This window comes from Bradyrhizobium sp. USDA 4503 (genome assembly GCF_054055815.1).
This window is the reverse complement of sequence record NZ_JBSRXS010000001.1, coordinates 6455692-6482027: the sequence shown is the minus strand read 5'-3', so window position 1 is coordinate 6482027 and position 26336 is coordinate 6455692. Positions and strand designations below refer to the sequence as shown.

The 26336-nt window shown below is 64.9% G+C and carries 30 protein-coding genes and 1 pseudogene; 11 read left to right on the top strand and 20 right to left on the bottom strand.

The annotated features are described in order from the left end of the window. Window positions 1–155 precede the first annotated feature (155 nt). Window positions 156–641 carry an adenosine-specific kinase gene (locus tag ACVMIH_RS30805; protein ID WP_057016006.1) on the top strand — a complete coding sequence of 162 codons (486 nt, stop codon included), beginning with the start codon at window positions 156–158 and terminating at the stop codon, window positions 639–641. Between the two features lie 90 nt (window positions 642–731). Here the strand turns inward: ACVMIH_RS30805 and ACVMIH_RS30800 are convergent, their stop codons facing one another. Next, window positions 732–1250: a MarR family winged helix-turn-helix transcriptional regulator gene (locus ACVMIH_RS30800; protein ID WP_028336531.1), complete on the bottom strand. Its 519-nt coding sequence runs from the start codon at window positions 1248–1250 to the stop codon at window positions 732–734. A 179-nt stretch (window positions 1251–1429) separates the two neighbouring features. Here ACVMIH_RS30800 and ACVMIH_RS30795 point away from each other — a divergent pair, with 179 nt between their 5' ends. The 4 genes and pseudogenes from ACVMIH_RS30795 to ACVMIH_RS30780 all read left to right on the top strand — a co-directional run bounded on the left by ACVMIH_RS30795 (window position 1430) and on the right by ACVMIH_RS30780 (window position 5609). Further along, window positions 1430–2470: a branched-chain amino acid ABC transporter permease gene (locus ACVMIH_RS30795; RefSeq protein WP_028336532.1), complete on the top strand. Its 1041-nt coding sequence runs from the start codon at window positions 1430–1432 to the stop codon at window positions 2468–2470. A 5-nt stretch (window positions 2471–2475) separates the two neighbouring features. Further along, window positions 2476–4246 (top strand): annotated as a pseudogene (locus ACVMIH_RS30790) (branched-chain amino acid ABC transporter ATP-binding protein/permease). Then, window positions 4243–4974 (top strand): ABC transporter ATP-binding protein, encoded by a 732-nt coding sequence (locus ACVMIH_RS30785; protein ID WP_057016004.1) that lies wholly within the window; start codon window positions 4243–4245, stop codon window positions 4972–4974. The pseudogene ACVMIH_RS30790 and the gene ACVMIH_RS30785 overlap by 4 nt, the downstream one beginning before the upstream one ends. Window positions 4975–5213: 239 nt before the next feature. Then, complete coding sequence (locus tag ACVMIH_RS30780; RefSeq protein ID WP_456864484.1) at window positions 5214–5609, top strand: endonuclease domain-containing protein; 396 nt, start codon at window positions 5214–5216, stop codon at window positions 5607–5609. A 125-nt stretch (window positions 5610–5734) separates the two neighbouring features. Here ACVMIH_RS30780 and ACVMIH_RS30775 read toward each other — a convergent pair whose 3' ends face one another. The 9 genes from ACVMIH_RS30775 to ACVMIH_RS30735 all read right to left on the bottom strand — a co-directional run bounded on the left by ACVMIH_RS30775 (window position 5735) and on the right by ACVMIH_RS30735 (window position 14841). Further along, on the bottom strand, window positions 5735–6886 hold the full coding sequence (locus ACVMIH_RS30775) for an ABC transporter substrate-binding protein (protein WP_168857602.1): 1152 nt from the start codon (window positions 6884–6886) through the stop codon (window positions 5735–5737). 146 nt (window positions 6887–7032) lie between these two features. Next, a complete protein-coding gene (locus ACVMIH_RS30770) occupies window positions 7033–7452 on the bottom strand; it encodes an acyl-CoA thioesterase (RefSeq protein ID WP_028336535.1) in 420 nt (139 codons plus the stop codon). 62 nt (window positions 7453–7514) lie between these two features. Beyond that, complete coding sequence (locus ACVMIH_RS30765) at window positions 7515–8276, bottom strand: SDR family NAD(P)-dependent oxidoreductase (protein WP_092085349.1); 762 nt, start codon at window positions 8274–8276, stop codon at window positions 7515–7517. A gap of 20 nt (window positions 8277–8296) precedes the next feature. Next, window positions 8297–10168 carry a feruloyl-CoA synthase gene (locus ACVMIH_RS30760; RefSeq protein WP_456864482.1) on the bottom strand — a complete coding sequence of 624 codons (1872 nt, stop codon included), beginning with the start codon at window positions 10166–10168 and terminating at the stop codon, window positions 8297–8299. Further along, window positions 10165–10959, bottom strand: a complete 795-nt coding sequence (locus tag ACVMIH_RS30755; RefSeq protein ID WP_028336538.1) for a crotonase/enoyl-CoA hydratase family protein — start codon at window positions 10957–10959, stop codon at window positions 10165–10167. The genes ACVMIH_RS30760 and ACVMIH_RS30755 overlap by 4 nt, the downstream gene beginning before the upstream one ends. A 331-nt stretch (window positions 10960–11290) precedes the next feature. Beyond that, entirely contained in the window at window positions 11291–11752 is a 462-nt protein-coding gene (locus tag ACVMIH_RS30750; protein WP_076832505.1) for a DUF3237 domain-containing protein, read from the bottom strand. 4 nt (window positions 11753–11756) lie between these two features. Then, a complete protein-coding gene (locus ACVMIH_RS30745; RefSeq protein WP_456864479.1) occupies window positions 11757–13073 on the bottom strand; it encodes a TRAP transporter large permease in 1317 nt (438 codons plus the stop codon). Window positions 13074–13079: 6 nt separating this feature from the next. Continuing rightward, entirely contained in the window at window positions 13080–13646 is a 567-nt protein-coding gene (locus tag ACVMIH_RS30740) for a TRAP transporter small permease (RefSeq protein ID WP_057015996.1), read from the bottom strand. A gap of 172 nt (window positions 13647–13818) precedes the next feature. Then, the gene (locus ACVMIH_RS30735; RefSeq protein ID WP_076832508.1) at window positions 13819–14841 is read right to left on the bottom strand and encodes a TRAP transporter substrate-binding protein; all 1023 of its coding nucleotides are present in this window, start codon (window positions 14839–14841) and stop codon (window positions 13819–13821) included. A 268-nt stretch (window positions 14842–15109) separates the two neighbouring features. Between ACVMIH_RS30735 and pobA the strand changes: the two genes are divergently transcribed. After that, window positions 15110–16279, top strand: coding sequence for a 4-hydroxybenzoate 3-monooxygenase (pobA, locus tag ACVMIH_RS30730; RefSeq protein ID WP_057015994.1), 1170 nt, complete (start codon window positions 15110–15112; stop codon window positions 16277–16279). Window positions 16280–16438: 159 nt separating this feature from the next. Here pobA and ACVMIH_RS30725 read toward each other — a convergent pair whose 3' ends face one another. Continuing rightward, window positions 16439–16825, bottom strand: a complete 387-nt coding sequence (locus tag ACVMIH_RS30725; protein WP_456864477.1) for a DUF6632 domain-containing protein — start codon at window positions 16823–16825, stop codon at window positions 16439–16441. A 231-nt stretch (window positions 16826–17056) separates the two neighbouring features. On the opposite strand from ACVMIH_RS30725, the gene ACVMIH_RS30720 reads away from it, so the two are divergent. Further along, complete coding sequence (locus ACVMIH_RS30720) at window positions 17057–17512, top strand: PaaI family thioesterase (RefSeq protein WP_456864475.1); 456 nt, start codon at window positions 17057–17059, stop codon at window positions 17510–17512. Here the strand turns inward: ACVMIH_RS30720 and ACVMIH_RS30715 are convergent. Then, window positions 17509–18402, bottom strand: a complete 894-nt coding sequence (locus ACVMIH_RS30715) for a LysR family transcriptional regulator (protein ID WP_253625118.1) — start codon at window positions 18400–18402, stop codon at window positions 17509–17511. The two genes, ACVMIH_RS30720 and ACVMIH_RS30715, sit on opposite strands and share 4 nt — an antisense overlap. A gap of 118 nt (window positions 18403–18520) precedes the next feature. Between ACVMIH_RS30715 and ACVMIH_RS30710 the strand changes: the two genes are divergently transcribed. Next, on the top strand, window positions 18521–19156 hold the full coding sequence (locus tag ACVMIH_RS30710; RefSeq protein ID WP_057015991.1) for a pyridoxamine 5'-phosphate oxidase family protein: 636 nt from the start codon (window positions 18521–18523) through the stop codon (window positions 19154–19156). Between the two features lie 75 nt (window positions 19157–19231). Here ACVMIH_RS30710 and ACVMIH_RS30705 read toward each other — a convergent pair whose 3' ends face one another. After that, on the bottom strand, window positions 19232–19963 hold the full coding sequence (locus ACVMIH_RS30705; RefSeq protein ID WP_057015990.1) for a glutathione S-transferase family protein: 732 nt from the start codon (window positions 19961–19963) through the stop codon (window positions 19232–19234). A gap of 64 nt (window positions 19964–20027) precedes the next feature. Further along, window positions 20028–20261 (bottom strand): hypothetical protein, encoded by a 234-nt coding sequence (locus tag ACVMIH_RS30700; protein WP_057015989.1) that lies wholly within the window; start codon window positions 20259–20261, stop codon window positions 20028–20030. Window positions 20262–20468: 207 nt separating this feature from the next. On the opposite strand from ACVMIH_RS30700, the gene ACVMIH_RS30695 reads away from it, so the two are divergent. Continuing rightward, window positions 20469–21167: a helix-turn-helix transcriptional regulator gene (locus tag ACVMIH_RS30695; RefSeq protein ID WP_028336549.1), complete on the top strand. Its 699-nt coding sequence runs from the start codon at window positions 20469–20471 to the stop codon at window positions 21165–21167. Next, window positions 21167–21493: a YkgJ family cysteine cluster protein gene (locus tag ACVMIH_RS30690; protein WP_057015988.1), complete on the top strand. Its 327-nt coding sequence runs from the start codon at window positions 21167–21169 to the stop codon at window positions 21491–21493. The genes ACVMIH_RS30695 and ACVMIH_RS30690 overlap by 1 nt, the downstream gene beginning before the upstream one ends. A gap of 7 nt (window positions 21494–21500) precedes the next feature. On the opposite strand, the gene ACVMIH_RS30685 is transcribed toward ACVMIH_RS30690, so the two are convergent. The 3 genes from ACVMIH_RS30685 to ACVMIH_RS30675 form a co-directional block, all read right to left on the bottom strand. Next, entirely contained in the window at window positions 21501–21902 is a 402-nt protein-coding gene (locus tag ACVMIH_RS30685; protein ID WP_016847470.1) for a hypothetical protein, read from the bottom strand. A gap of 166 nt (window positions 21903–22068) precedes the next feature. Next, window positions 22069–22422, bottom strand: a complete 354-nt coding sequence (locus tag ACVMIH_RS30680) for a DUF3307 domain-containing protein (RefSeq protein ID WP_082653700.1) — start codon at window positions 22420–22422, stop codon at window positions 22069–22071. Between the two features lie 187 nt (window positions 22423–22609). Beyond that, on the bottom strand, window positions 22610–22870 hold the full coding sequence (locus ACVMIH_RS30675) for a hypothetical protein (protein WP_456864473.1): 261 nt from the start codon (window positions 22868–22870) through the stop codon (window positions 22610–22612). On the opposite strand from ACVMIH_RS30675, the gene ACVMIH_RS30670 reads away from it, so the two are divergent. Continuing rightward, window positions 22869–24278 carry a TAXI family TRAP transporter solute-binding subunit gene (locus ACVMIH_RS30670; protein WP_057015986.1) on the top strand — a complete coding sequence of 470 codons (1410 nt, stop codon included), beginning with the start codon at window positions 22869–22871 and terminating at the stop codon, window positions 24276–24278. The genes ACVMIH_RS30675 and ACVMIH_RS30670 overlap by 2 nt on opposite strands. A gap of 256 nt (window positions 24279–24534) precedes the next feature. Here ACVMIH_RS30670 and ACVMIH_RS30665 read toward each other — a convergent pair whose 3' ends face one another. The 3 genes from ACVMIH_RS30665 to ACVMIH_RS30655 all read right to left on the bottom strand — a co-directional run bounded on the left by ACVMIH_RS30665 (window position 24535) and on the right by ACVMIH_RS30655 (window position 26169). Continuing rightward, window positions 24535–25296 (bottom strand): Crp/Fnr family transcriptional regulator, encoded by a 762-nt coding sequence (locus ACVMIH_RS30665; protein WP_076832525.1) that lies wholly within the window; start codon window positions 25294–25296, stop codon window positions 24535–24537. Between the two features lie 211 nt (window positions 25297–25507). Further along, complete coding sequence (locus tag ACVMIH_RS30660; RefSeq protein WP_076832528.1) at window positions 25508–25870, bottom strand: PRC-barrel domain-containing protein; 363 nt, start codon at window positions 25868–25870, stop codon at window positions 25508–25510. Window positions 25871–25962: 92 nt separating this feature from the next. Further along, complete coding sequence (locus ACVMIH_RS30655; protein ID WP_057016269.1) at window positions 25963–26169, bottom strand: hypothetical protein; 207 nt, start codon at window positions 26167–26169, stop codon at window positions 25963–25965. Window positions 26170–26336 lie beyond the last annotated feature (167 nt).

Here is a 26336-nt window from a genome sequence, read left to right as displayed (position 1 = left end):
GATTTCCGGTCCCCCCTTGAGAGCCGTCGTGAGTACGGACGCTGGTCGGCGTGAGCCGAAGCAGACAGCCGGCACATTTGAGCGCCTGTGGCCGCTTGCAAACGCCCTCCGACGGCCTACCATGGATTGGGGAATTCGCGTGCAGGAGCGAAGCCATGGAACTCACCGTGGTGCCCATCGTCAAGCCGGATGAGACCAACTTCATCTTCGGCCAGTCGCATTTCATCAAGACCGTGGAAGACCTTCACGAAGCGCTGGTGGGCACGGTTCCGCGCATCCGCTTCGGGTTGGCTTTCTGCGAGGCCTCCGGCAAGCGGTTGGTGCGCTGCTCCGGTAACGACGACGCCTCGCTCGCCCTGGCACGCGACAACGCATTGGCGATCGGCGCCGGTCACACCTTCCTGATTTTCCTCGGCGACGGGTTCTTTCCCGTCAACGTGCTGCCGGCGGTGCGCGCAGTGCCGGAGGTCTGCCGCATCTTTTGCTCGACGGCGAATCCAACACAGGTGATCGTCGCGCAGACGGAGCTCGGGCGCGGCGTGCTCGGCGTGGTGGATGGCGCCTCGCCGCTGGGTGTCGAAACCGACGCCGACATTGCGTGGCGGAAGGATCTGCTGCGGAACATCGGCTACAAGCTTTAGACCGCGATGGTTCGCCGCCTGGCGGAGCCCGCATGCCGGATATGTATCAACCCAACGCGTCATTGCGAGCGGACGGGCCGTCGCGCTCTCTCAAAACTCCTGCGCGAGCTTCGCCAGCATCTCCAGCAGCGCGGCGTGGTTGGCCGGACCGAGCACCTCGATCAGCCGCGCCTCGTGCTTGTTGGCGACCAGCTTCTTGGCGCGCGCCAGCACGGCGCGGCCCTTGTCGGTCAGGACGAGGATGTGGGAACGGCGGTCGTTGGTGGAGCGCATCCGCGCGCAAAGGTCGCGGCTCTCCAGCGCGTCGAGCATCGCGACGAAATTCGGCCTGAGGATACCGAGCGTGTTGGCGATCTCGGTCTGGTTGCGGCCAGGATTCTTGTCGAGCAGGAGCAACACCGAGAACTGCGCCGGCGTCAGCTGCAGCGGCGCGACGCAGCGCAGGAAGTCCTCGAATACCCTGAGCTGCGCGCGCTTCAACGAATAGCCGAGCAATCCGGACAGTTCGCCCAATTGCAGCATGCTGTCGTCCCCGGCAGAATCGGCCGGTTCCCTGCGCAGGGCCCGCGACGAACGGAGGGCATCGGTGGCGGTCTTGGAAACAGTCATCGCTCCAGGCTCGCAATCCCGCTACAAGAATCCCGCACGACACTCGGGGACCTTGAGATTATATCTAATAATTGTTATGGACTATATCAAATGTCGGCAGCTTTCAACAGCCGATATCGGCCGACCTGACCGGCACGACCGGTTGAGGCGGTCCGACGCTTGAGGGGGAGCGCTCGGCCTTGAACACAACGATCATGCTGTTCCTGCTGCAGGACGGCATCACCAATGGCGCGATCTACGCACTGCTGGGGCTGGCCCTAGTGCTGGTGTTCGCGGTCACGCGGGTGATCCTGATCCCGCAGGGCGAATTCGTCACCTACGGCGCGCTGAGCTACGCCATGCTGGCGACCGGCCAGGTGCCCGGCACAGCGCGGCTTGCGGTCGCGATGGGCCTCGTCGCCTTCGCCCTCGACCTGTTCTTCGCCCGTAACGCGCTGCATGCGCGGCTGGTGATCCGCTCGGTCGCGCTCAACATCGCCTTTCCCGTCGCGCTGCTCGGTCTGATTTACGCGCTGGTCGGTCCCGGCACGCCGATCGCCGTCAACATCGCGCTCGCGCTCCTGATCGTGGCGGCGATCGGTTTGTTCCTCTACCGCATCGCGTTCCAGCCGATCGCGCACACTTCCGTGCTGGTGCTGCTGATCGCCTCGGTCGGCTGCCATCTGGCGCTGCAGGGCCTCGGCCTGGTGTTCTTCGGCGCCGAAGGCCTGCGCGCGCCTGCGCTGTCGAATGCCGCAGTAACCGCCGGCCCGCTGCGCTTCACCGGGCAGAGCCTTGCGGTCTACGGCCTAACGATCGGCTTCATCGTCGCCCTGTGGCTGTTCTTCGGCTACACCAAGACCGGCAAGGCGCTGCGCGCCACCGCGGTCAACCGCCTCGGCGCCCGCCTGGTCGGCATTCGCACCACGCTGTCCGGCCAGATCGCGTTCCTGCTCGCCTCCGTCATCGGCGCGATCTCCGGCATCCTGATCGTGCCGATCACCACGCTCTATTACGACACCGGTTTCCTGATCGGCCTGAAGGGCTTCATCGCCGCCATCATCGGCGGCCTGGTCAGCTATCCCCTGACCGCGGTCGCCGCCATCGTGGTCGGCATCGTCGAGGCCTTCTCATCGTTCTACGCCAGCAATTTCAAGGAAGTCATCGTGTTCACGCTGATCCTCCCCGTGCTCGTGTTGCGCTCCCTCGCGGCGCCCGAGGTCGAAGAAGAGAAGGATTGAGCGCGATGGCGCAGCGCCTTCCCCTCATCATCTTCGCGCTCGTGATGGCGGTGATTCCGCTTGTCCCCGGGCATCCCGCCGTTCTGGATCGTGCTGCTCGACAATATCGGCCTCGCCGCGCTGGTCGCGATGGGCCTCGTGCTGCTCACCGGCGTCGGCGGCCTGACCTCGTTCGGCCAGGCCGCGTTCTGCGGCTTCGGCGCCTACACCACGGCGGTGCTGACCACCGCCTACGGCGTCTCGCCCTGGCTGACGCTGCCGGCTTCGCTGTTGGTCAGCGGCATCGCCGCCGTGCTGCTCGGCATCGTCACGGTACGGCTATCCGGCCATTATCTGCCGCTCGGCACCATCGCCTGGGGCATCGGGCTGTTCTATCTGTTCAGCAAGCTCGAATTCCTCGGCCGCAACGACGGCATCTCCGGCATTCCCCCGCTGTCGATCGGCTCGTTCAAGATGCTGAGCCCGGATGCGATCTACTACGCGATCTGGGTCGCGGTGCTGCTGTCCGCGCTGCTGACCATGAACCTCTTGGACTCCCGCACCGGGCGCGCGATCCGCGCCTTGCGGCGCGGCCATGTTGCGGCGGAAGCGTTCGGCGTGCAGACGCCCCGCGCCAAGCTGTTGGTGTTCATCTATGCCGCGGTGCTGGCCGGCCTGTCCGGCTGGCTGTATGCGCATTTCCAGCGCGCCGCCAACCCAACGCCGTTCGGCGCGCAGGCCGGCATCGAGTATCTGTTCATCGCCGTGGTCGGCGGCGCGGGCTACGTCTGGGGCGGCGTGCTCGGCGCCGGCATCGTCGTGATCCTCAAGGAGGTGCTGCAGAGCTACCTGCCCTACATCTTCGGCGGCCAGAGCCAACTCGAGACCATCGTGTTCGGCATCATGCTGGTGCTGCTGCTGCAGCTCGCGCCTCAGGGCGTCTGGCCCTGGCTGATGTCGCGGCTGCCGTTCAAGCCCGCCCGCAAGACCCCGGACACGTCCGTGAAACTGGAGCACCGCGAACGAGCGCCAGGAACGTCTCCGATCCTTCTGCACATCGACAAGGCGCGCAAGCAGTTCGGCGGCGTGCTCGCGGTCAACGACGTCTCGTTCGACGTCAACGCCCGCGAGATCGTCGCGCTGATCGGCCCGAACGGCGCCGGCAAGAGCACGACCTTCAATTTGATCACCGGCGTCCTGACCGCAACCAGCGGCAAGATCTCAGTGCTCGGCAACGCGGTCGCGAACGCTCCGCCGCAGGAAGTGGTCAAGCTCGGCGTTTCCAGGACTTTTCAGCACGTCAAGCTGGTGCCCGACATGACCGTGCTGGAGAATGTCGCGATCGGCGCGCATCTGCGCGGCAATTCCGGCGCGATCTCCAGCATGCTGCGGCTCGACCGCGCTGATGAGGCGAGGCTGCTGGCGGAAGCCGCGCGGCAGATCGCGCGCGTCGGCCTGTCGGACCAGATCGACCAGCTCGCGGGCTCGCTGTCGCTCGGACAGCAGCGCATTGTCGAGATCGCCCGCGCGCTGTGCGTCGATCCGATGCTGCTGCTGCTCGATGAGCCGGCCGCCGGCCTGCGCCACATGGAGAAGCAGCGGCTGGCCGCGCTGCTCCGGCAATTGCGCGACGGCGGCATGTCGGTGCTGCTGGTCGAGCACGACATGGGGTTCGTGATGGATCTCGCCGACCGCATCGTGGTGCTGGATTTCGGCACCAAGATCGCCGAGGGCACGCCGGCCGCGATCAAGCGCAATCCCGACGTGATCAAGGCCTATCTCGGAGCCGCCGCATGAGTGCGCTTCTATCGGTGACCGACGTCCACATCTCCTACGGCAAGGTCGAGGCGGTGCGCGGCGTTTCGCTCGACGTCGCCCAGAACGAGATCGTCACCATCATCGGTGCCAACGGCGCCGGCAAGACCACCTTGCTCAACGCCATCATGGGCGTGCTGCCGCTGAAGGGGCGCACCAGCTTCGCCGGCGTCGACATGGCGCCGCTCGATATCGAGGACCGCGTCGCCACCGGCCTCAGCCTGGTGCCCGAGCATCGCGAATTGTTCGGCACCATGAATGTCGAGGACAATCTCGAGCTCGGCGCGTTCCGGATTGCGAAGGCCGTCGCGGCCGCCTCGCTGGAGCGGGTCTACACGCTGTTTCCGCGGCTCAAGGAGCGGCGCAAGCAGCTTGCCGGCACGCTGTCCGGCGGCGAGCAGCAGATGCTGGCGATGGGCCGCGCGCTGATGGGCGCGCCGAAGCTCCTGATGCTGGACGAGCCGAGCCTCGGCCTCGCTCCGATCATCGTCGCCGACATCTTCCGCATCGTCGGCGAGCTCCGCGCAGCCGGCGTCTCGGTGCTCCTGGTCGAGCAGAACGCCCAGGCCGCATTGCAGATCGCCGACCGCGCCTATGTCATGGAGCTCGGCGAATTCGTGCTGTCAGGCCCCGCGACGGAAATCGCCGCCAACAAGGGCGTCGCCGCGAGCTATCTCGGCTTCCAGCACGAAGGCGAGAGCGCGATTTAGGACGCGCAACTCCACCGCGGAGAGACCGTCACCCCACCTCGCCGCGCATTACATGCGCGGCGATCCTCCCCCTCCAGGGGAGGGTGAAGGCAGGTGCGCCTTCCGGGAAATGATTTCTGACCGCGCTTGCATTCGCGCAAGGATTGCGCTCCACTTCACCCTCCCCTGGAGGGGAGGGTCGATTGCGCGCGCGATGCGCAGCATCGCGGGTGCGATCGGGGTGGGGTGAAGCCACACAAATGGTCTCAACATCAATCCGCAGAGCCGCCGCGAAGAAGCTGCGCGCCAACACGACGCCGCATGAACGAATCCTGTGGCGCGCGCTGAGAGAGCTGCCAACGGACGGAACGCATTTTCGAAGGCAGGCACCGATTGGCCCTTACGTCGTCGATTTTTTCTGCCCGGCCAAGCGACTCATCGTCGAGCTGGACGGTGGACACCACAACGACGATGAAGTGGCGAAGCGCGATCGTGCGCGACAAGAGTGGCTGGAGCGGGAAGGATATCGCGTCGTCAGGTTCTGGAATTCGGAGGTCAGTGAGGATTTGAATGCCGTGCCCGAACGGATCTATGTCGAGCTCTATGGCGCTCGCGAAGCGGAAGCTGTGCCGCTGAAGCACTACCGACGGCGATAGACCACCACCCCACCCCGCTTCACATCGCTACTTGCGATGCGAAGCGACCCTCCCCCTCCAGGGGAGGGTAAGAAAAAGCCGGCCCCATCGGGACCGGCTTCTTCGTTTCAGAGATTGCGTCCAGCTCACATCGCCGGGACGTATTTGCCGTCCTTGACCGTCAGCAGGATGCGCGAACGGTCGTCGAGGCCGTAGCGATCCTTTTCGGTCCAGTTGTAGACGCCCTGGGTCGCGACGATCTCCTTCTCGGAGATGAAGGCCTTGCGGATCGCCTCGCGGAATTCCGGCGTGCCGGGCTTGGCGGTCTTCAGCGCCACCGGGATGATGCGCTTCATCACCTCGAAGGCATCGTACGAGTGGCCGGCGAACTGGCTGCGGCTGTTGGCGCCGTACTTGGCTTCATAGGCCGTGTTCAGCGCGAGGCCGGGCTTCTTGGTCAGCGCGCTGTCGGGCTGGGTTTCCGGCGACATGATCGGGCCGGCCGACATGATGACGCCTTCAGCGGCCGCACCGGCGATGCGGATGAAGTCCATGCTGGCGGCGCCGTGGGTCTGGTAGATCAGACCCTTGTAGCCGCGCTCGCGCAGCGCGGTCTGCGGCAGCGCCGCAGCGGTGCCGGAAGCACCGACCAGGATGGCGTCGGGATTGGCGGCGACGAGCTTCAGCACCTGGCCGGCGACCGAGGTATCCGGACGCGCGAAGCGCTCCTCGTCGGTCATGGTCAAGCCCATCGGCACGGCCTGCGCCTTGAAGTCGTTGACCCAGAGGTCGCCGTAGGAATCCGAATAGCCGATATAGCCGACGGTCTTGATGTTGTGCGCCTTCATGTGCTCGTAGAGCACCTTGCCCATGATCGGAATCGACTGCGGCAGGTCGACCGACCACTTCATGCGCGCCTCGTTGATCGGGAACGGCGCGAGGCCGAAATGCGGGATGCCGGCCTCGTTGGCGACCGTCGACACCGCGATCGACGGCGGCGTGGTGCAGGAGCCCATGATGATGTCGGCCTTGGACTCGGTGACGAAGCGCCGCGCGTTGGTGGTCGCGGCCGTCGGATCGCCGCCGTCGTCGAGCACGATCAGCTTCAGCGGTACGCCGCCGATCTCCTTCGGCACGAAATCGAGCGCGTTGCGCTCGGGAATGCCGAGCGCCGCGGCGGGCCCCGTGGTCGAGATCGAGATGCCGATGGTGATTTCATTGGTCTGCGCCAGTGCGGGCGCGCCCGGCAGCGCGATGGCTGCCGCGAGCACCGCGGCGGCGAGAGTGGCCTTCCTCATTCATTCCTCCCTGCAGTTAAGTTTTTTGGGTTTAAACCGGTTTTGCGGGCCAATTCAGCCCCTTCTTTAGAGCATGATCCGGAAAAGTGGAAACCGGTTTTCCGAGAGGATCATGCTCCGAAAGTCGAGTCATGAGGGGGTGCGAGTCAGCCCTTCATGAAGCGGTCAATAATCTCCTGCGGAAACGGCGCCGATTTCAGCTTGGCGGGATCGTCCGGGTGGCGGCCGACCAGCACCCTGGTCTCGAACGCCTCGATCGCCAACGCCTCGCCCTTGAACACGCGGTGCACCACCTCGAAGCTCGAGCGCTTGATGCTCTCGATCCGGCTCTCGATGGTAATCCAGTCGCCATGGGTCGATGGGATGTGAAATTTCGCCCGCGTGTCGACCATGGGAATGCCGACCAGGCCGTATTTGTGGACGAGGTCCTGCTTCGAATAGCCGGCGGCCTCGAACATGATCGAGGTCGAGTCGTCGAACATCGCGAAGTAGCGCGGGTAATAGACGATGTTGGCGGGGTCGCAATCGCCCCACTGGATCTGCACGTCGCGCCGATTGACGAACATGGTTTATCCTCGATCGAGCATGAGCGATCCGGAAGGGCGTTCATGCTCTTCCGGATCATGCTTCAGCGCGGCGCCATCCGGAGCGCGGCATCGAGCCGCACCACTTCGCCGTTCAGATAGGGGTTGTCGATCATGTGCAGCGCCAGCGAGGCGAACTCGTCGGCCTGGCCGAGCCGGCGCGGGAACGGGATCGCGGCGGCGAGCGAATCCTGCGCTTCCTGCGGCAGGCCGGCCAGCAGGGGCGTCATGAACAGGCCGGGCGCGATGGTCAGAACGCGGATGCCGAATTGCGCGAGCTCGCGCGCGATCGGCAGCGTCATCGCGACGATGCCGCCCTTCGATGCCGAATAGGCCGCCTGCCCGATCTGGCCGTCATAGGCCGCGACCGAGGCCGTTGAGATCACGACGCCGCGCTCGCCGGTTGCGAGCGGCTCGAGCTTGGCCATGTCAGCGGTCGCAAGCCGCAGCATGTTGAACGAGCCGATCAGATTGACCTTGATCACCTTGTCGAAGTCGCCCAGCGCCATCGGCCCCTCGCGACCGATCACGCGTTTTGCCACCCCAATGCCGGCACAGTTCACCAGCACGCGCGCGGGGCCGTGCGCCTTGGCGGCGGCGGCCACCGCGGCCTCGGCCGCCGCAGCATCGGCGACGTCGCAGACGACGGGAATGCCGCCGATCTCCGCCGCGACGCTCTCGGCGAGCTTGGCGTTGAGATCGCAGACCGCGACCTTGGCGCCCTGCGCGGCGAGACGGCGCGCGGTCGCAGCGCCCAATCCCGATGCACCGCCGGTGACGATGGCGGCCTGGTCCTTCAACTGCATGGCTTTCTCCTGTTCGAGAACTAGACTGACGTGATCACCGATGCCGGCGGCACCGGCGCATAAAGCGCTTCGATGATGTCCGTGCGATGCTCCAGCACCGCGCGCTGGTTGATCGAGCCCTTGTCGGTGACCTCGCCGCGATCGATCGACAGCGGCGTGTCGAGCAGGATCGCGCGCGCGATCCGGTTCGACGAGCCGGTGGCGCCGGCCAGGACGCGCGCGAAGCGCTCGCGGAAGGCCGTCCGCACCAGCGGATCATTGGCCGCGACGGCGATGTCGCCAGAGGCGAGCTGCGGATTGATCAGGCGGCAGCCGTCGAGATCGAGGATCACGATCGCGGCGAGCTCGTCGCGGTTGAGCCCCGCGATCACGACGTCGCGCACCAGCGGCGCGCAGGTGCCGACGAAGCGCGCCCGCAACGGTCCGACGCTGACCCAGGTGCCGCTCGCCAGCTTGAAATCCTCGGCGATGCGGCCGTCGAAATCGAAACCGGCATCAAGATCACCAGCGTCGGCAGGCTTCAGCGCGTCGCCGAACTTGTAAAAGCCCTCCTCGTCGAACGCCTTGGCGGTCAGCTCGGGCTGCCGCCAATAGCCCGGCGTCACGTTCGGGCCCTTGGCGCGGACCTCGAGCTTGCCGTTGTTCGGAACGAGCTTCGCGTCATTGCCCGACACCGGAAGCCCGACATGGCCGGAGCGGCTGGTATCCGGGCGCACCGACATGAAGAACGGCGAAGTCTCGGTGGCGCCGAGGCCGGTCAGCATGGGCACGCGATAGCCCTTCTCCTGCACGGCGAGCGCATCGAGGCTGTTCCAGACGAACGGCGACAGCGCGGCGCCCGAGAAGAACATCGCATGCAGCCGGTCGAAGAATTTTGCCCGCAGACCGGCGTCATCGCGCAGATAGGGCAGCAGCGATTCATAGCCCTTGGGCACGTTGAAATAGACCGTCGGCGAGATCTCGCGCAGGTTTCGCACCGTCTCCTCGATGCCGCCGGGCATCGGCTTGCCCTCATCGAGATACATCGAGCCGCCGTTATAGAGCGTCAGCCCGACATTGTGGTTGCCGCCAAAGGTGTGATTCCACGGCAACCAGTCGACGATCACAGGCGGCTCATCCTTGAGGAACGCCAGCGTCTCGCGCAGCATCACCTGGTTGGCGCAGATCATGCGCTGGGTATTGATGACGGCCTTGGGATTGCCGGTCGAGCCCGACGTCAGCAGAAATTTCGCGATCGTGTCCGGACCGATTGCCGCATGGGTCGCATCGAGGCGCGGGTCTTCCAGCGTCGCCAGGAGACCGGCAAGGCGCGTCACCTCACGGCCGGGCACGGTGCCGCGGCTCGCGGCGATCTCGACATCGGGTCCGATATTGGCACGCAGCGCGTCGGCGAACTTGTCGGCATCGTCGACAAAGATGAGGCCCGGCGTCAGGAGCTTGATGACGAAGCTGAGCTTGCCATAGTCGCGCGACACTAGCGAATAGGCCGGCGACACCGGGCAGAACGGAACGCCGGCATAGAGCGCGCCGAGCGCCATCAGGGCATGATCGATCGAATTGCCCGACAGGATCACGATCGGCCGCTCGGCCGACAATCCGCGCGCGATCAACGCGGAGGCGATGCGCCTGATAGCCTCGAGCAGTTGCGCGTAGGTGATTTGCCGCCAGCCGCCACCGGCGGCGCGCTCGGCCATGAACACGCGGTTCGGCCCGGCCTTCGCCCAGTGGTGCAAGCGATCGGTGAGGCGAACCGGAAAATCGGCGAGGCTGAGCTTCGGTCGGAGGTAGATGGTGCCGTCGTCGCGGCGCTCGACGGTGACGTCGGGATTGCCGAACGAGATCGGGCGCAGCGGATGCGCGCTCGCAGTGGTCGCAGACGGCGCGGCGCTCATGTCGGCTTCACCTTGGCGGTCTTGCGATCAAGAAACGCGCGGATGCGCTTCTTGGCTTCCTTGTCGCTCTGCGCCACCGTCGCCATCAGCGATTCCATCAACAGGCCGGTCTGCGGATTGGCCTCGGCAATCATCGGTAGCGCCTGCAACACAGCGAAGTTGGTCAGCGGCGCATTGGCGGCGACGCGCTCGGCAAGCTCCAGCGCCTTCGGCAGCGCGCCGTCGGCCTCGGTGAGATATTGCGAGAAGCCGTAGGCGGCGCCCTCGGTCGCCGAATAGACCCGCCCGGTCAGCATCATGTCCGCCATCCTGGGCACGCCGATCAGGCGCGGCAACCGCACCGATCCGCCGCCGCCGACGAAGATGCCGCGCTGGCCCTCGGGCAGCGCGAAATAGGCCGACGGCTCGGCGACCCGGATATGCGCGGCGCAAGCCAGCTCCAGCCCGCCGCCGATTACCGCGCCCTTCAGCGCGGCGATGACAGGCACGCGGCAATACTGGATGCGGTCGAACACGCGATGCCACATCTGGGAATGCACCAGGCCCTCGGTGGCGTCGCGCTCGGTCAGTTCGGAGAGGTCGAGGCCGGACGAGAAGTGGTCGCCGATGCCATGGATGACGACGGCGCCGACCGCATCCGGTATCGCGGAGAAGCAATCCCGCAGCGCCAGGATGATGCCGTCGTTCAGCGCATTGCGCTTGGCGGGACGGTTCAGCCCGACCGTCAGCACCGCCCCCCGCGTCTCGATCCTGAGCAGCGAAGCGTCTCCCCCGCCGGCAGCGTTTCCCATGGCGTTATTGTTTCCCGTTCAGAATAGTTATGTTTTATAACGATTAGCGGGAGAGTCAATATGGGCGCACATGGCTGGTGGCCGTCGCCGTTCGAGACGGCCGCTGCGCGGCCTCCTCAGGGTGACGGTGATGGAGTTGATACGCGCGGCTCCCTCCACCCGTCGTCCCTGCGAAAAGCGGGGACCCATAACCACAAACGGTTATTGCTGCGCGACGGCGGAACGACGAGTCCCGTTCACGGCACAGACCGCGGAGTATGGGTCCCTGCTTCGCAGGGACGACACCGAATGTGTGGCGGATCCCGGCGGGTGAGACGGCAAGTGTGCGAAGCTACAGCACCTGATGCACGTCGATCACGACGCGGTCGGCGTGGCGGGCGGCGGAGCCGACGAAGATGTGCTGCATCAGCCAGCGGTAGTTTTCGGCGCCGGTTTCGAATTTCGGCACGGTGCGGAAATAGATCAGCTTCGGGTCGACCGGCTCGCCGCGCTTCAGCTTCTGCAACAGCTCGACCGGCCCGAAGCGGATGCCCTTGTTCTCGACATAGACGACGGCGCCGTCGTCGGTCTCGAACGCATATTTCGCCTCCAGCTCGATCAGCTCATTGGGCCGGATGATCTGGAAGTCCGCACCGAACGCCAGCACCTTGCCGTTGACCTTCTCGCCCTTCACCTCGCCGCCGATGATCGGAATGATGCGGCGGACGCCGGTGCCGATGTCGCCGGCGGACGTCACCTCCGCGATCCGGGCGGTGATGGTGAAGACGTATCTGGTCTCAAGCTCGGGATTCATAGGCCTAACCAATCATGCGCTGCGGCAGCCAGGTCGCAAGCAGCGGGAACAGGATCAGGATCACCAGCCGGATCAGGTCGGTGATGACGAACGGCAGCACCCCGACAAAGATCGTCGACATGTTGACGTCCTTGATGACGCTCTTGATCACAAACACGTTCATACCGACCGGCGGATGGATCAGGCCGAGCTCGACCGTCATGACGATGATGATGCCGAACCAGATCGGATCGAAGCCGAGCGCGGTCACCACCGGAAACACGATCGGCACGGTGAGGATGACCATCGCCATCGCGTCCATCAGGCAGCCGAGCACCAGATACATCAGGAGGATCAGCGCCAGCACGCCATAGGGGCCGATGCCAAGCCCGGTGAGGAATTCAGTGACGTGCTGCGGCGTCTGGGTGATGGTGAGGAAATAGCCGAAGCAGAGCGCGCCGATCAGCACCGTGAACACGGCGGCCGCGGTGCGCGTCGCCTGCAGCAGCGATTGCAGGATGCCGTCCCTGGTCAGCTTGCCGCGGAGGATACCGATGATGAAGGCGCCCACCGCGCCGACCGCGCCGGCTTCGGTCGGGACAAAGAAGCCGCCATAGAGCCCGCCGATCACGAACAGGAACAGCAGCAGCGGCGACCAGACGTCGCGCAGCGCAACGAAGCGCTCGTGCCACGACGCCTTCTTTCCCGCCGGCAGGAAAGCGGGCCGCGTCACGCCGATGATGCCGATCGTGATCATATGCATCAGGATCGCGAGCAGGCCCGGCACCACGCCCGCGATGAACAGCTTGCCGATGTCCTGCTGGGTGATGATGCCGTAGACCGCGAGCACGGTGGACGGCGGCAGCATCGCTCCGAGCGTGCCGCCAACCGCGATCACGCCGGCGGCGAATGATTGCGGATAGCCGAAGCGGCGCATCTCGGGATAGGCGACGGCCGAGAAGGTCGCGGCGGTCGCGACCGACGAGCCGGAGATCGCGGCGAAGCCGCCGCAGGCGGCGATCGTCGCAATGCCGAGCCCACCCTTCCAATGGCCGACGAAGGTGTTGGCGGCGCGGAACAGCTCGCGGCTGATTCCCGAGACCGACACGAAGGCGCCCATCAGCAGGAACATCGGGATCACGCCGAAGGAATAATCCGTCACCGTGCGCATCGTGGTCTGGCCGACCAGCTTGAGCGCCGGCGCGAAGCCGGTGAGATAGCCAAAGCCGGTGATGCCGACGAGGCCCATCGCCATGCCGACGGGGACACGGAGCAGCATCAGCACGAACAGGCCGACAAAGCCGATGACGGCGACGGTCTCGGGACTGAGGTCGAGACTCATGGCCGTCTACTCCGCGGTCTTGATCTTGGCATCATGGATATCTTCCGGATGGAAGATCAGGCGGTAGGTGCGGATCGCGATCAGCAGCACCGCGGAGACGTCGCCGATCCACGACACCAGGAAGAACGGCCAGACCGGCACGCCGAGATCCATGGTGACGATATGGCTGTTCCTGGTGTCGATCACCTTGTCGACCAGCGTGTAGGTCTGCACGCTCACCACGAACAGCAGCACCAGCGTCGCGAAGATGTCGATCCAGCGCTGGTAGCGCGGCGAGGCATTGGCCCAGACCAGATCCACCGTAATGTGGGTACCGCGATAGCTCGTCGCCGCAATTCCCCAGAAGATCAGGATGCCGAGCAGGAACTGGCCGAAATTGTAGTAGTCGGGGATCGTCACCGCGAAGAATTTGCGCATGAACACCGCGGTGAAGGTGTTGAGCGCGACGACGCCAACGAAGAAGGCCGCGACCCATTCGATCGAATCGATGAAGCGATCCATGAAATTCTTGCGCGCCGGCTCGGGTGGGCCGGTGATCGCGCCGTCTTGGGAAACTTCGGCAGATTGCGTCATGCGTTGCTTCGATGAGCTCCCTCTCCCCCGCTCTTGCGGGGAGAGGGTTGGGGTGAGGGGCTGCTTCCACGAGTCGTGAATGCGGTGAGACCTGTACCCCCTCACCCGGATCGCATCTGACGATGCGATCCGACCTCTCCCCGCAAGCGGGGAGAGGTGAAGGGGAGCGGGATCAGATCCCCGCCTCGAACTTCTTCAGCGTGGCCTGCAGATCGGCGTCGATCTTTGCCGCATCGCCGCCGGCCTTTTTCACCGCCTCGGCCCAGCTGTCGCGCAGCGGCTTGACCGCCTTCTTCCACTCGGCGAGCTGATCCGAAGTCAGCGGATAGACCTCGTGGCCTTCCAGCGCCTTCATCTTGGTGCGGCCATTGGCTTCGAAATCGGTCCAGGGGTCGGTGACCTTGGAGGCCCATTCCGGCGTGCAGTGATCGTCGATCACCTTCTTCTGGGCAGCCGACATCGAATTATATTTGGCGAGGTTCATGTTGTAGGTGAACACCGTCGAATAGAGCGGCACGTCCATGTGGTACTTCACCACCTTGTCGATGCCGAACAGGAAGATCGAGCCCCAGGGGAAGGTGATCTCGTCGGCCACGCCGCGCTCGATCGCGTCGCGCGATTCCGGCGCGGAGGCCTGCACATTGGTGCCGCCGAACATCTTCACCATCTCGCCGATGGTGCTCTGCGCGGGACGCACCTTGACGCCGGAGAGGTCGCTCGGCAGCACGATCTTCTTCTTGCCGTGCAGCGCGCCCGGATCGTGGATGAAGGCGAAGCACAGCTTGGTGTCCTTCATCTCGGTCGGCGCATATTTGTGATACCACTCGTTCAGCGCCAGCGTGCCCTTCTTGCCGTCGGAGAAGGTGAACGGAAGCTGGCCGGCGGCCGCGATCGGGAAACGGCCGGGCTGATAGCCAGGATTGACATAGGTGACGTCGGCGATGCCGTCGCGCGCCATGTCGTAATGGTCGAACGCCTTGCCGAGTTGCTCGGACGGAAACACGGTGACCTTGATGGTGCCGCCCGATGCCTTCTCGATGTCGGCGGCCCAGGCCTGGGTCGCGGGCACCAGCGGATGCGCCGGCGGCACCCATAGCGACACCTTGAGATTGACGGTCTTGTCCTGCGCGACGGCAGGTCCCGCGGCCGGCACGATGGCGGCGGCCATCAACACCGCCAACATTGTCTTCCTCATCACGTCTCCTCCTCTCCAGGACGGGCTTCGTGCCCGGCTCATTACTTAACATGTTATCTAATTCGCGCGGATATTCAAGATGAAATCCGGCGGGCGGACGCCTCGTCGCACCCTCCGCCCGGTCCCGCGCCACCGCATCTTGCGCTGCGGCGAACGCGCGGGTCCCGCGCAAATCCGCCTTGCCAAAATCGTTATATGATATAGTTGCCTTGGCAAGTTGCCGGCGCGGGCACCGGCTAAAAGCCTATCCGATCGGGAGGACAAGGTATTGCGGACAAAAGTAGCAATCATTGGTGCAGGTCCGGCCGGACTGTTGCTTGGGCAACTACTTCATACTTTCGGCGTAGACAACATCATTCTTGAGCGGCAGACCCCGGACTATGTGCTGGGGCGGATTCGCGCCGGGCTGCTCGAGGAAGGCACCGTGTCGCTGCTCGAGAGCGTCGGCGCCGCTGCCCGGCTGCACCAGGAGGGCCTCGTCCATCACGGTCTCGAACTGGCGTTCGGCGGCGCACGGCACCGCATCGACCTGCATGGTTCGACCGGCAAGACCGTGACCATCTACGGCCAGACCGAGGTCACGCTCGACCTGATGAATGCCCGCAAGGCGGCCGGCCTGACCTCGATCTACTCGGCGGCCGACGTCAAGCCGCTTGATTTCGATACCGATCATCCGCGCGTCAGCTACGTCAAGGACGGCGTCACCCACGAGATCGCCTGCGACTTCATCGCCGGCTGCGACGGCTTCCACGGCATCAGCCGCGCCAGCATGCCGGCGTCGGCGATCACCAGCTACGAACGGGTGTATCCGTTCGGCTGGCTCGGCATCCTCTCGGAGACGCCGCCGGTCTCGCCGGAGCTGATCTACAACAACCACGAGCGCGGCTTTGCGCTGTGCACGATGCGCTCGTCCCACCGCAGCCGCTATTACGTGCAGTGCCCGCTCGACGATCATGTCGACCAATGGTCGGACGAGCGGTTCTGGGACGAATTGAAGCGGCGCCTCGACCAGAAGGCCGCCGACGAGATCGTCACCGGCCCCTCGATCGAAAAGAGCATCGCGCCGCTGCGCAGCTTCGTCGCCGAGCCGATGCGGTTCGGCCGCATGTTTCTGGCGGGCGACGCCTCGCACATCGTGCCGCCGACCGGTGCCAAGGGCCTCAACCTTGCCGCCAGCGACGTGCATTATCTGTCGCAGGCGCTGCGCGAATACTACGACGAGAAATCCTCCGCCGGCATCGATGCCTATTCGGGACGCGCGCTGGCGCGGGTCTGGAAGGCGGTGCGCTTCTCCTGGTGGATGACCTCGATGCTGCACAAATTCCCCGACGAGGGCGAATTCGCCGCGCGCATCCAGATCGCCGAGCTCGACTACCTCGTCAGCTCGAAGGCGGCGTCGACCTCGCTGGCGGAGAATTACGTGGGGCTGCCGTTCTGATCACCGACTGCCGGCTTCGTCATCCCGCGCAAAGGCTTCGCCGTTGTCTCGAGGTGCCGGCGCAGCGAGCCTCGAAGGATGCACGGCCGGCCGGTAGCCGTCGATCCTTCGAGACGGCGCTGCGCGCCTCCTCGGGATGACGGGACGTGATGCCTGGGCTTAGGCAGCCGCAACGGCCGGCTTCGGCATCAGCCAGGCCAGCACCAGCGCGATCAGCAACAGCGCCGGGATGTCGCCCAGCAAGTGACCGCGCTCGGCCTCGTCACTGATCGCCTGCACGGCCATGATGCCGCCATGCACGACGCTCGACCACACCGCGAACCAGATCAGGCTGCGGTGCCGCAGCGGATCGCGCGCGGCGAGCAACAGGAATACGCCCAGCGTCGCATAGATGCCGACGATCATCATCGGGTAATGCGAATGGCCGTGGCCCCAGGACCAGCCGGACGGCCAGAGCTGGAACAGCGGATAGACAGCGAAAATCGCGATCAGACCGACCGCGACGAGCGCAACGCGAAGGCAGGTCAGGCGGGTCTCGGCCGACATGGTCTCTCCTCACGCCATGGACGCGGCGCGGAGCATGTCACAAACTGCGGCCGGATGCGCGTGAACTGCGTCACGGTTGGGAAGCGGCCGCGATGCTGACATTGTATCCCGCACCCGGCGCGAGCGAGCTTCAAACAGCCGTGCAAATCCCGTTTAAAACTTTGTAGGCGGTGAAACCGTCATCGACATCGCGTTCAATGGCGTCAACCCAACGTCATATGCGAGCTTCAGATGACCACCGATACGCAAGTCGTGCCCGACAATCCCCAAGACGTCCCTCAAGGCTTCGAGCCGCTGTTCCGCAAGAGCCCGCTCACCGAGCCCTGGGAGCCGCTTTACCAGAAGAAGACCGAGCGTGCCGTCATCATCGGCCTGCGGCTGGCGAGGCCGCATACCAACGGCCGCGGCCTGATCCATGGCGGCCTGATCGCAGCCCTTGCCGACAACGCGATGGGCTATAGCTGCGGCCAGGCGACCGGCTGGACCACCTCGTTCGTGACGATCTCGCTCGCGGTCGATTTCGTAGGCTCCGCCAAGGTCGGGCAATGGCTCGCGATCGAGAGCGACGTGATCAAGACCGGCAGCACGATCTGCTTCGCGCAGAGCCTGATCAAGTCCGACGGGGTGACCATCGCGCGCGCCAACGGCACCTTCCGCGTGGTGCCGAAGAAGCCGCCGGTGAGCTAGTCGAAATACCAGTCGGTGACCTCGGTCACGAGATCGATGAAGGTCCGCACCTTGGCCGACAACAGCCGCGTCGTCGGATAGACGACGTGGATCGGCACAGCCGGCTGCTCGAACTCGGCGAGCACGATCTGGAGCCGCCGCGCCTTCAGCGATTCGGCCGCCTGGTAGGCCATCACCCGGGTCAGTCCGCCGTCCTGCTCGGCGTACTGGATGGCGGCGTCCGAGCTGTTGCTGGTGAAGCGCGGCGTAGGGGTGATGCGGACTTCGCGGCCATCCTCCATGAAGCGCCAATCCGGCGTCGCGGTCATGGCGCCGAACTGGATCGTGTCGTGGGCGGTGAGGTCCGCCGGCCGCTTCGGCCTGCCGCGAAGCTTGAGATAGCCGGCCGACGCCACCACGATGCGGCGCATCCGGCCGACATGCCGCGCCACCAGCGTCGAATCCGGCAGGTGCCCGAGCCTGACCGCGAGGTCGACGCCGTCCTCGACCAGATTGATCCTGCGGTCCGACAGCCGCAGGTCGACGCCGACGCCGGGATAGCGCTTCAGATAGGCGCTCACCACCGGGCTGACATGGAGCCGCCCGAAGCCGAACGGTGCCGAGATCACCAGCCGCCCCTCGGGGCGGGTGCGCTCGTTCTCCACCGCGTCCTCGGCCTCCTCGACATCGGCGAGGATCCGGCGCGCCCGCTCCAGATAGCGCGAGCCGGCGTCCGTCAGCGTCACCTGCCGCGTGGTCCGCTGCAGCAGCCGCGCGCCGAGCCGCTCCTCCAGCGCCGCGATCAGCCGCGTGATGGCGGACGGCGACAGGCCGAGCTTGCGGGCGGCGGGGGCGAACCCCTCGAGGTCCGCCACCGCGACGAAGGCCTGCATGGCGTCGATCCGGTCCATGGCACTATTGCATAATCGGCAACAGTGAAGTGTCAATGCACAAGATTGCTTACGATCTGGGAATGTCCATCTTGAGCGGCGAGGACAACCACTCAGGCGCCCGTCACGGGAGGCTCCGATGTCAGATGGTCACAGCTATGCGAGCGACGTCGCATTCAGTCCGGCGGTGAAGGCGATCCAGACCCGCAAGGGCTCACGCGCCACCTACGCCGAAGTCGAGGCACATGGCGGCTGGCGCAGCGAGATCGACGAGAACCTCGCCGGCTTCCTCGGCGAGGTGAACAGCTTCTATCTCGCGACCGCCTCGGCCGACGGCCAGCCCTACATCCAGCATCGCGGCGGACCGAAGGGTTTTATCAAGGTGCTCGACAAGCACACCATCGCGTTCGCCGACTACAGCGGCAATCGCCAGTTCATCACCCAGGGCAATCTCTCGGAGAATGCCAAGGCCTATATCTTCGTGATGGATTACGCGCACCGCCGCCGCGTCAAGCTGTGGGGCGAGGCGAAGGTGGTGGAGGACGATCCGGCGCTGACCCGCACGCTGATGCCGCAGGGCTACCGGGCGCGGCCCGAGCAGGTGATCCTGTTCAAGGTCACGGCGTGGGACACCAACTGCCCGCAGCACATTCCGCAAAAGTTCGACGCGGCCGATGTGGCGGCAGCGCTGGCCTCGCGCGACCAGCGCATCGCCGAGCTCGAGGCGGAGCTGGCCGCATTGAAGGGCCAGCCCGCTCCTGCCGCGCCGGCTTAGGCATGATCCGGAAAAGTGCGAAGCGGTTTTCCGAAAGGATCATGCCCCGAACTAAACCTAAAGCGCGATCGCGCTTTAGGCCGCCTGCTGCTGCAGCGGCGCCCAGGCGAATTCCGGATAGTATTGCCGCATCATCCGGCCGACATAGGCGGTGAGATTGTCGAACTTCTCGGTGCGCTCGCGCAGCGGCGAATCGAAGAACGGGGTGAGGATTCCCGCCAGCGCGCCGAACGCGGTGGCATCGGTGCCGCACGGCGCATCGCCCATCAGATACGGCTTGTCGCCGAGTTGCACAGACAGCGCGAACAGCGAGCGGATCGCGAGATCGACGTCTTCGTCCGGTCCGTGACGGCCAAGCCCGCTCAGCAGATAGTTCTCGGCAACGCGGAACTGGGCGTCCTCGCGCATCTTGTCGCGCATATGGTCGGGCGCGCCGTCGAAGAAATGCGCGGGCCCCTTGGCGAAATTGGTGTCGTCGACCCAGCGCGCGCCGACCAGCGCCCAGTAGACGTGATGCTCGATCATGCGCTCGAAGGCCCAGGCCTGGGCGCGCGCCTGCAGGCTGAGCGGCGCGTCGAAATCGAAGCCGTATTTGCCCTCGATATGGGCGCGGATGAAGGTCGAATCGGCGATCGTCTCGCCGTCGTCGACGATGAACGGCAGCTGGCCCTTGGGAGAGGCCGGCGGCATCGCCTTCTCCTTGCGATAGTCGAGCCCGGCCATCTTGAGCTGGACCTCGGTTTTGGTCACGAAGGGGCTAATTTCCGGCAAGCCGAAGCCCGTGCCAAAGCCAAAAAGCGTAATCATGTGAAGCTCCCGATCGCCTGTGGTCGTGAATTGAAGCTAGCCGTCCCCTGCTGCCAGCATGGTGTCAGCAGTAGTGGCATTCACTGTCGAACGGGCCGGCGGGTGCGAGGCGGCGAACCGCCCCGCGAACGCGCTTGACCAGCCGTGCCCGCCCGTAGGACCAGACCGTGCTGATCGACTGTGCGATCAGCGCGACCAGGGCCCAGCGCAGGTCGCCGGAGGTGGAGTAGACCGTGACCAGCTGTTCCAGCGCAAAGCCTTGCGCCTGCCGGAAACCGAGTTCGTCAAGATTCGTCATGGACAAATTCCCTTCACTTGAGGTGTTGTCCTGATATAGCCCCCACCTGCTGCCAACATGCTGTCAGCAGCAGCCGGACGGGACCCAGAAAAGCCTGCGCACCGAGAGACGACGAGACCCGTCAAGACACTCGTCAAGACGGCTGCCAAAACAGCTACCGAGACACTCGACAAGACACGTGCCAAGAGAGCGATCGAGAGAGTTGCCATGAGACGCGCCGACCGGCTGTTTCAGATCATCCAGGTGCTCCGACGCACCCGTAAGCCTTTGACTGCCGATGCAATCGCCGCCGAGCTCGAGACATCGAAGCGGACGATCTATCGCGACATCGCCAGCCTGATCGAGCAGCGGGTGCCGATCCGCGGCGAGGCCGGCATGGGCTACATCCTGGAGAAGGGATTCGACCTGCCGCCCTTGATGCTGACACCCGACGAGATCGAGGCCTGCGTGCTCGGCGCGCAATGGGTGGTCGGCCACGCCGATCCGGCGCTGGCGCGCGCGGCCGAGGACCTGATGGCCAAGATCGCCGAGACCGTGCCCGACCGGCTGCGGCCGTTCGTGCTGGAGCCGGCAAGCCGGGCCCGCTCGGCCTGGAACCGGGAGCCCGACCGCATCGACATGGTCAGGACCCGCAGCCAGATCCATGAGGGCAAGAAGATCACGCTGAACTATCGCGACGAGCATGGCCGCGATAGCGAGCGCACGATCTGGCCGATCGCGGTCGGCTATCACGAGGCGGTGCGGCTGCTCGCCGCCTGGTGCGAGCTGCGCAAGGATTTCCGCAGCTTCCGCACCGACCGCGTGGTCACGGCGGTCTATCACGACGAGAAGTATCCGGAGCGGCGCGACCTGCTCAGGGCGCGCTGGCGGCGCAGCCTGGTCTGGGAAGCGCCGAGGGACACCTGATGGCCGACAACGCGACCGACACAAGCCCCTGCCAGTCCTGCGGCGCCTGCTGCAGCTATTCGGAGAACTGGCCGCGCTTCACCATCGAGGACGACGCGCAGCTCGATCTGATCCCACCGCAATTCGTCAACGCGCGACAATCAGGCATGCGCTGCGAGGGCGATCGCTGCTCGGCGCTAGCGGGCCGGGTCGGAGAAGCAACGCGCTGCGAAGTCTATGCGGTGCGGCCGGAAGTATGCCGGACCTGCCAGCCGGGCGACGCGGAATGCGCGATGGCGCGGCGCCGGCACGGGCTGCCGCTCATCGCGAGCGCGCAGCCGATCTAACCAGACGTTACGCCGTGACCCTGTCGCTGACGTCCTCGTCGTCGAGTTCGTCATCGACGATCGGCGCGAAGGTCGTCAGCGGCTTGGTCGACAGCGTGATCGGCTTGCGGCCACCATGCGAAACGGTGGCGGCGCGGGCCGGCTCGCGCGACAGCGCGTAGAGCGTCGAGCCGACACGGCCGCCTGAATTCGCCAGCTCCCACTCGCTGCAGCTCGACGCGATCGCGACCGCGAGCGCGTGCAGATGGCTGCGGCGATAGCAGAACAGCGCGAGCCTCGCCCTGACATCGGGCGCGACATTGGCAACCAGCAACGAGAGCCCGTTCGGATTGGCGCGATACATCTGGCCGAGCAGATCGTCGGCCACCGGGCAGGCATCGTTCTCGAAGGCGTCGCGGCTTGAAAACATTTGCAAATCCCCCTCGATCGGGAAGATGCCGCGTAATCCTCTAACGAAAGGTTAACCACGGCCTCCGGTCGCTTCCGGAGGGTCTTGCCCGTTGCGCGCGAATCACATCGCCGCAACCCGGCTGGATTCGTGGTTCAGGACGGGAGGAAAGGTGCGCGCGAGCCGCTCAGTTCGCGGCCATGTAGATCGACAGCGCGAAGCCGGTGAGGTGGTGCAGCGCCTGGTCGACCCCGATCAGGGTCCAGAACCAGGGGTGGCCGGATTCCAGCGTCACGCCGAAATGCGAGGCGCAGATGCCCTTGGCCCGATCGACGATGATGTGGATCACGAAGTCGATGAAGGCGACATACCAGAACCGCGGCGCCACCACCAGGATCAGCGCCAGCGCGACCGCGAGATGGACCAGGCAGTGCGCCAGCAGCGGCAGCGCCCAGCCGGTCTTCTGGTCCTTTCCGATCGCCATCCAGGCGTTCTGCAGCATGAAGTCGGCGATGATGTGCTTTGCGGTGAGAAGCGACATCCATCCCACCAGGGCACCAACCGACACCGACGATGACATGGAGGGAAACAACAAGCTGACGCCCTTTTACTTCGATGAATGTGATTGCAAGAAATCCGGGTCAGGCCGTCAGCACAATTCCGCAAACCGAAGCGTGTCTCATTTATGACATCTCCGGCGCCGGAATGCACCTGCGCCTCCTCGAAAATCACATCTCGCTCCGACCGTCGATAGTGGCAATGGTCATGTGGCATCGCGGCGCAGGCCGGCCGAGATTAAGGTTACGGCCGGCGGCCGGTTTGCATTCCCCCCGGGGAGGTATATCGTCGGCAACATAGGAAATTTTCTTTCTTTTATAGCCATTTACGGATTCACCGGGCAGCGCCGCGCCGATCGGGTCGCGGCAACGGGCCGTCCCGGACGGGTGATGAGCCAGGTAATCAGCCATGAGTGCCGAATAATCAGCCATGAGTGCCGAAGCCCCCTCGCCTGCGCCGCTGCCGCCGCCGAGCCCTCCGGTCGCCAAACCGGTCGTCAAGACCAACCGCGCGCAGATCATCGTCTTCACCCTGCTGACGCTGCTCCTGAGCGCGGTCACCGTGATCGGCGGCCGGCTCTGGCTGCGCAATTCCGAATTGCTGGTGTTCGCGGTCGGCGATGCCAAGGGCCCGGAGGCGAAATTCGCCGCCAAGCTCGCCACCGTGCTGAAGAACAATTCGTCGCGGCTGCGGCTGAAGATCGCGCCGAACCCCGACAACGCCAGGGCGCTGGCGCAATTCGATCGCCGCGACGCCTCGCTTGCCATCCTGCGTACCGACGCAAGGGTGCCGCCGCGTGCCCGCGCCATCGCGATCCTCGAGCATGACGTGGTGCTGGTGCTCAGCCCCGGCGGCAAGAAGATCAAATCGCTGAGCGAGCTCAAGAAGAAGCGGATCGCGGTCGTCGGCGACGGCGAGAACAGCGTCAATTTCGTCCGCAGCGCGCTCGAGATTGCGGACAGCCCCGACGCGGCGCAGCGGGTACAGCAGGCGCCGCCGAACACACCTTTCGACAAGCTGTTCGCCTCCGGCTTTGCCGCCGTGATCGCGATCGAGCATGCTTCGAAGATCGTGAAGGACAAGACCTACGAGCAATATGCCAAGCGCGCCGGCGGCTTCACGCTGAATGCGATCGACGCGGCCAAGGCGCTGGCGCGCAAATACCCGGCGATTTCGGAGGAGACGGTCTCGACCGGCATGCTGTCGTCCTCGCCGGCGATCCCCGATGACGAGGTCGACACCATCGGGCTGGAATGGCTGCTGGTCGCGCAATCCTCGATGTCCACGACGACAGCCGCCGAGCTCGCGCGCATCATCTATGAGAACAAGTCGGAGCTCGCGCTCGACGACGGCTTTGCCTCCAAGATCGAGCCGGCGGCGACCGACAAGGACGCCTTCATCGTCGCCCATCAGGGCGCCGCCGAATACATCAACGACGATACCAAGTCGTTCATGGATCGCTACAGCGACGTGATGTATCTCGGCGCCGCCGCGCTCAGCATCATCGGCTCGATCTTCGCCGCGATCTACACCAAGATCACCCGCGTCGCACCGGAGAAGGCCAGCGAGCTGGCGGGCAGGATCCTCGACATCGGCGAGCGCGTCGAGCACGCCACTTGCGCCGAGCATCTCGACGAATTGCAGGATGAGCTCGAGGCGATCCTGCGCGGCGCGGTGACCGGCCTGCGCGACGGCACCGTTTCCGGCGACGGAATGGACACGTTCAAGCTCGGCTACGAATTGGTCCGCGACGAGATCGCACTGCGCCGCGATCACCTCAAGCGCCACCCGGCGACGCCGGACGAGAACCTCGTGGTGGTGAAGGCGGCCAATGGGTGAACCAAGCCGTTGGTCACGCCACAGATACAACTGTCGTCCCTGCGATCGCGCCGCATGCACCACTGTCGTCCTGGCGAAAGCCAGGACCCATTACCACCGCTTTCGCTGATGAACGGGATCGCGGCCCCAGCATCGCGCAACAATTGAGACTTGGGGTAATGGGTCCTGGCTTTCCCCAGGACGACACCGCGTATGTTGAACGGCCGGTGAACCATACATCGGCACGCTCTCGACATGCACCGGAGCGCAGCGCTTACTACCCGACCGCCGCGTCCGTCGGCGTCGCAGCGGCGTCGAGCTGCCGTCCCTCGTGATCCATATGCAGGTAGTTCGGGTTGAACAGGCCGGCGTGCATCAGCCGCTCGAGATTGGGGACGACCAGGGTCTTTCCCTTGAGTACGATCAGGCCGCCGGCGCGCAATTCCTGCAGCGTTCGGTTGACGTGAACCTTGGAGAGCCCGGTGGCATCGGCGAGATCGCCCTGGGTCAGCGGGAAATCGCAGCTGTCGCCCTGGGTCAGGCCTGCGGCCCGCAGCCGGAGCCAGATCTCGCACAGCAGATGGGCCATCCGCTCCAGCGCCGTTCGCTGGCCGAGGCTCATGGTCCATTCGCGCTGGATCGCCGCGTTGACCAGGGTTTCCCACCAGAACGCGGTCACGATGCGCGGATGTCCGGCTGCGACCTTGTCGAAGAATTCGCGGGAGAGGTCGGCGATCGACACTGCGGTGACGGTACCGATCGAATGATCCATCTCGCGCAGGATGAAGACGTTCACATCGCAAATGTCGCCGGGCAGGAAGAAGGCCACGATCTGACGCCGGCCGTCCTCGAGCTGCTTGTAGCGATAGGCCCAGCCGGACAGGATCAGATGGACGTCCTTCGGCTTCTCGCCCTCGCGGACGATGTCGACCCGCGGACCAAAATGGCGGACGCGCTCGGTAGACGCGCGATTGAGAAGAACCTGGTCTACCGGCGAAAGCCGTGCAAACTGCTCCAATTTCCGGACTAGCGACGCCAACGATTGGTCTCCCGCATGTTTAATCGGGCAACTGCAGGACCGACTTCAATTACGTATGTTACCTTGCACAGTTATTGAGGTATGTTCACTAGTGTACAGACGTCCCAAGGATGCGACGGTTACATCCCCGAGCATCACGCACACCTCGACGCCCGGTGGTACCACCGGTGAAATACGGGTCCCCCGGCTCAGGGGGACGTCTAAGGGACGTTCAGACGAACGGCACGCCGTAGTAGTCGTTCACCGCGCGCGTGGTGCCGATATCGGACCAATTCCACTCGCGCTCGCTGCCGTATTTCGGCGCGCCGCGCAGCTGGCTCTCGGTGACGCCGGTGATATAGCCGCCCAGCCTCGTGTCGTATTTGAGCGACTGCCAGGGCAGCGGATAATGGTCGTTGCCGAGACCGAGAATGCCGCCGAAACCGAGCACGGCGTAAGACACCCGCCCGCTCTTCTTGTCGATCATCACCCGTTCGATCGAGCCGATCTTGCGCTCGTCGGAGCCATAGACCGCGGTGCCCTCGACCTTGTCGCTGCCGATCAGGTTTCCGACCTCCTTCTCGTCCATCGCCATGTCGATTCTCCATTGATCCCTCGACGCCAACGGTCAACCCGGGTCATCGTTCCTGCCGCATTGCCGCGATTGCTGCAAAAGCGGAACGCCGTTCAGCCCGTTGGAGGATCGCCGCGGTCGTCTGATGTCATGCCGGATCCCGGTGTCTTGTCGGCATCGTTCAATTTCGGATCACGCGTCGCTTCGCGCGCATTCGACTTTCGCGGGTCGGTCTTGTGCGCGGCCTGCGCGCGCTGCTTGTCGGCCGGCTGCTCCTGCCCCTTGTCGTCTTTGACGATACCCTGATTGGAATGTGCCACTGCTTATGTCCTTCTTGTTGCCTTGGCTGCCTTGCTTGAAGACATGCGGGCCCCGGCGATCAAATTCGCCGAGGCCCGTCACCGGAGTGGTCCACCGCCTTTCGGGGAGCAAAGCAGCGAACGCACGGGTGTTACGCAGAGCGCCGAAGATCGTTCCTGCGATCTTC